This window comes from Collinsella sp. OM07-12, from assembly GCF_003438275.1.
Taxonomy (GTDB): domain Bacteria; phylum Actinomycetota; class Coriobacteriia; order Coriobacteriales; family Coriobacteriaceae; genus Collinsella.
In genome coordinates this window covers 1-4536 of record NZ_QSTQ01000040.1, presented here as the reverse complement: position 1 = coordinate 4536, position 4536 = coordinate 1, and the positions used below count along the sequence as shown (strand labels likewise).

2 protein-coding genes are annotated in these 4536 nt (G+C 59.6%); both read right to left on the bottom strand.

The window, feature by feature from the left end; translation table 11 throughout:
• Nucleotides 1-95: 95 nt before the first annotated feature.
• On the bottom strand, nt 96-1424 hold the full coding sequence (rlmD, locus tag DXB98_RS09890) for a 23S rRNA (uracil(1939)-C(5))-methyltransferase RlmD (protein ID WP_117743999.1): 1329 nt from the start codon (nt 1422-1424) through the stop codon (nt 96-98).
• A gap of 86 nt (nt 1425-1510) precedes the next feature.
• Nucleotides 1511-3964 carry a polyphosphate kinase 1 gene (gene ppk1, locus DXB98_RS09885; protein ID WP_233505158.1) on the bottom strand — a complete coding sequence of 818 codons (2454 nt, stop codon included), beginning with the start codon at nt 3962-3964 and terminating at the stop codon, nt 1511-1513.
• Between the last annotated feature and the right edge of the window lie 572 nt (nt 3965-4536).

The window sequence follows — 4536 nt, the reverse complement described above, 5'->3', positions numbered from 1 at the left end:
GTCGGGGCCGGATCCATCACCCGTTTCCTAGACTGTTAAAATTTTTTTTATCCCCGTCCCAGAAAAATCATCGGGCGTGGTCTTGGGCAAACGGTCTAGTTACGCTTGAGGTGGACGACGGTTTCGCAGTGGAAGGTTTGCGGGAACAGGTCGACTGGCGTGATCTTTACGGGGGAGAAGGTGCCTTCTTCGACAAAGCGTTTGAGATCGCGCGCCAGGGTGGCCGGGTCGCAGCTCACGTAGGCGACATCGCGAGCACTCGTGCTGGCGATAAGGTCGATCGCCTCGGGGGCGAGGCCTGCACGCGGCGGGTCGACCACCAGGACATCGGCGTCCTGATCGGGGAACTCGCGCACCGCGTCGCCGCCGATGACATCGACGTTATCGAGTTTGTTGATCTCCAGGTTACGGCGCAGGTCGCGCACGGCCGGGCCGTAGGCCTCGACGGCGGCAACAAAGTCGCAGCGGCGGGCGAGCGGCAGGGTGAAGGTTCCAGCTCCGCAATACAGGTCCACGGCAAGTTCGTCTTCCTGCGGGTCGAGCGCCTCCATGACAAGCTCGATCAAAATCTCGGCACCCTTGGTGTTGACCTGGAAAAACGACGGGGCCGAAAGGCGCATCTGGCCGTCGGCGATGTTCTCGGTCCAGGAGCCCTCACCGGCGAGCATCTCAACCTTGGAGACGCGGCGGGCCTTCTTCTCACCCTTGCTCATAATGCGCACTATGCTCGTGGGGTGTGCGGCGTCTGCCAGCACGCGCGAGACTTGCGAGCGCGGGAACGAGCCCGTGGGCGTCCAGAGCGCGACCTCGAGCGCTTTGGTGCGACGCGAGGCGCGAATGCCCACGCGCTCCAAGCCCAGGTCGTGGCTGCCGCTCAGATAGTTAAGCGCGCCGACGACCGATTTGAGCGCCTTGGGAAAACGCTTATCGAACAGCGGGCACGAATCGACGGTCACGATCTTGCTGGGATCGACGCCGTGCATGCCAAGACGAACGCGGCCGTTAACGACGGTCGGTTCGAGCTCAATTTTATTGCGGTAGCCCCAATCGTCCTTGGTGTGGCGGATGGGCTGCACCAGCTCGTCGACTTGCTCAGGGGTGAACTTGCCGATGCGCTCGAGCGTGGAGCGCAGGTTTTGCTCCTTGGCGGCAAGCTGAGCGGTGCGCGAGAGATTGCCCCACGAGCAGCCACCGCAGGCGCCCACGAAGGGGCAGGGAGGCTGAATTCGATCGGGGCTCGGCTCAAGAATCTCGGTGGCGCGGGCGCGCATAAACGACTTGCCGTCCTGCACGATTTCGACCTCGACGGTATCGCCCGCCACGGCGCCCTGCACAAATACGGCCTTGCCGTTGTCGGCGTGCGCCAGACCATCGGCGCCATACGTCATCGATTCTATGGTGAGCTTCATATTCCTGCCTGTCATTCGCGTTGTTGTCCGCAACCATGGTAGCAGGGAAAAGCGCCCCGTACCTGAGGCATTCCTCAAATACGGGGCGCTTCTACAAACGTCTATTTCGTCTTGCCGGTAATGAGCGTCTTAAGGCCTAAGCCGATCAGGCCCAGACCCATACGCACGCGGCCGGGGCGATGGCGCTCGATGGCCTTGGTCTTGCCGGCGGGTTTCTCGCGGCGGGCGCTTGCATGGGGCGCGGACTTGACGGTCTGCGGCCGAGGCTGGGGCTGGGGCTGGGGCGCAGGCTCAGGTTCGGATTCCAGGTCGGGTTCAATGACGGTTGCCTGGACCTTCTGGACCTTGGGAACGTCCGCCTGGGGCTTGGGCTTGGGGCCCAGAACAGGTGCGGATTCCGGTTTTGCTTTGGCGACGGGCTCCGAAGCCACGGCTGCGGACTCGGCGTTGCGATAAGCGCGCTCCAACAGGAACTCCTGCGAGTTAAAGGGCTTCTCACCCTCTTTTCGCTCTACGGGAACCCAGGTGCCGTCGCTCGTCAGGCTGCGTGCCTTCACGTTGTCGCGCAGCTGCACGCCCATGTACTCGTGCACCAGCGCGCGGCAGGTGGGGTCGAGCACGGGGAAGGCGATCTCTACGCGATGCTCGGTGTTGCGCGTCATCATGTCGGCAGAGCTCAGGTAGATCATGTCCGAGTCCACGCCGAAGGCATAGACGCGCGCGTGCTCCAAGAAGCGTCCGACGATAGAACGTACGTGCACGTTTTCGGTCTTGCCCGCAATGTTGGGCTTCAGGCACGAGATGCCGCGGATGATCATGTCCACGCGCACACCGGCACACGATGCCTCGGCGATCTTGTCGATGACCTCGCGGTCAGTCAACGAGTTGAGCTTAAAGAATACGCGCGCGGGCTCGCCGGCGAGAGCGCGTTGGATCTCGCGGTCCAGACCGCGCATGATGAGTGGCTTAAGGCCGACGGGCGCCACGCCCAAAAAGCGGTAGTCGCCGCGCAAGTTGCCCAGCGACAGGTTGCGGAAGAACAGGTTGGCGTCTTCGCCGATCCCGGGATGGGCGGTCATGAGCATAAAGTCGCTGTAGAGCTTGGCCGTCTTCTCGTTAAAGTTACCGGTGCCCAAAAGCGTGAGTCGGGTGAGCGCCATGCCCTCGCGATAGGTGAGCTGGCAGATCTTTGAGTGGCATTTAAAGCCCTCGGAGCCATAGATAACGGTGCAGCCCGCTTCTTCCAGACGCTCTGCCCACTCGATGTTATTTTGCTCGTCAAAGCGCGCGCGGAGCTCCATGAGCACCGTGACCTCTTTGCCGTTCTCGGCGGCGTCAATCAACGACTCGCACAGACGACTCTGCTTGGCCACGCGGTAGAGCGTGATGCGCAGCGAGATGCACTCGGGGTCGTAGGCGGCCTCGTGTACCAGGTCCAGGAACGGATTCATGGCCTCGTAGGGGTAAAAGAGCAACTTGTCGCCCTGCAGCACCTGCTCGCGAATGGAGCGGGACATGTCGATGGTGGGGTTGGGCTGCGGCTTAAACGGCGTAAAGAGGAGCTCGTTGCGCAGGTGCTCGGGAATTTTGCCCTCGATGCCAAAGACGTAGTCCAGGTCGAGCGGGATATCGCAGGTAAAAACCGAGCGGCGCGAAAGCTCAAGCGCTTTGCGGATGGTCTTGAGCGTCGCCTTCTCGAGCGAACCGGAGACGGCAAGCACCACCGGCTGCAGGCGCAAGCGCTTTTTGAGGATGCGCTTCATGTGCTGGCGGTAATCCTCTTCCTCCTCGACGCCCTCGCCGTCCGGGTCGATATCGGCATTGCGGGTGACGCGGATCAGAGCGCGGTCGAGCGGCTTATAGGAGCCAAAGCAGCTGTCCAAGCAGGCAAGAATGACGTCCTCGAGCAAGATGTAGGAGTAGGTGCCGGCGGGCGAGGGAATCTCGACCACGCGGTTCATCGAGGCGGGAATCTCGATGAGGCCCAGCAGACTTTCCTCGTCCGTGACACCGTCCAGTCCGCAAGCTAGATAGAGTGCGCCGTTGCGCAGGTTGGGGAAGGGGTGGCGCGGGTCAATGACCAACGGCGAGATGACCGGCGACACGTAGGCCTGGAAGTAGCGGGTGACAAAGGTGCGCTCCTCGGGCGTAAGCGAATCGACGCGAGCGCGGTGAACGCCCAGGGCGTCGAGTTTGCCCTCGATGCTCTTGAAGATGGACTCCCAACGGGTAAGGAGCCCGGGCATTTCGGCCATGACGGCATCGACCTGTTCGGAGGCGGTCATATTGCTCTTGTTATCGACAGGCTGTTTTTTTAGCTCTGCCAGGTCGGACAGGCCGCCCACGCGCACCATGAGAAACTCATCGAGGTTGGACTCGAAGATCGACACGAACTTTAGACGCTCGAACAAAGGAACGGTCTCGTCGAATGCCTCGTCAAGCACGCGGTTATCAAAGCGTAGCCAGCTGAGCTCTCGGTTCTGCGTATACGAGAAGTCGCGCGGCGGTTTGCGCAGCTTTGCGGCGGCTTGCTTCTTTTCGATTTTGCTCGACATATGCATCTGTCCGTTCAGTCCCTACAGGGGACGGTAGCCTAACACTGTTCTCTATTGTCTCAATTTAGTCGACCTATGGCACGGGCGTATCGCGCGAACGGTATCTTTACCTACTTCTAACGCTGACGAGCCGAAGCACTTACGTCCGGTGCCTTGAGTAAGCGATCTATATCCTCACTCAACTGGTGAGAATGTATGAATAAGAATGATAGCAAGCTGAATATAATCGAATGTAGGTCGAATCGAGGACAAGCGTCATATATATGCAGAAAACCGTTTTCTCTATGCAATTTTGAATCATGGATAACTTTGAGTGTGGAATCTTGATTTCTTAGAAAAATAACGTTTACCTAGGAAAATCTGCTTTACGAAACTGAAGTGCATCATGGGAAATCATATGCGATATACCGTTCATCGTACTTTGCTGACCGTTCGGGGGCGAGGTGGAATTGCGGGTGGAAATTGGATATAACTAGAGCTGTCAGCAAGCAGCGTCCCATATGGAGGGGCGCTGATACATTCGGCCAGTAAGGCCCGAAAGAAAGGTAGGAGGCCATGACGAAAGGTCTGCA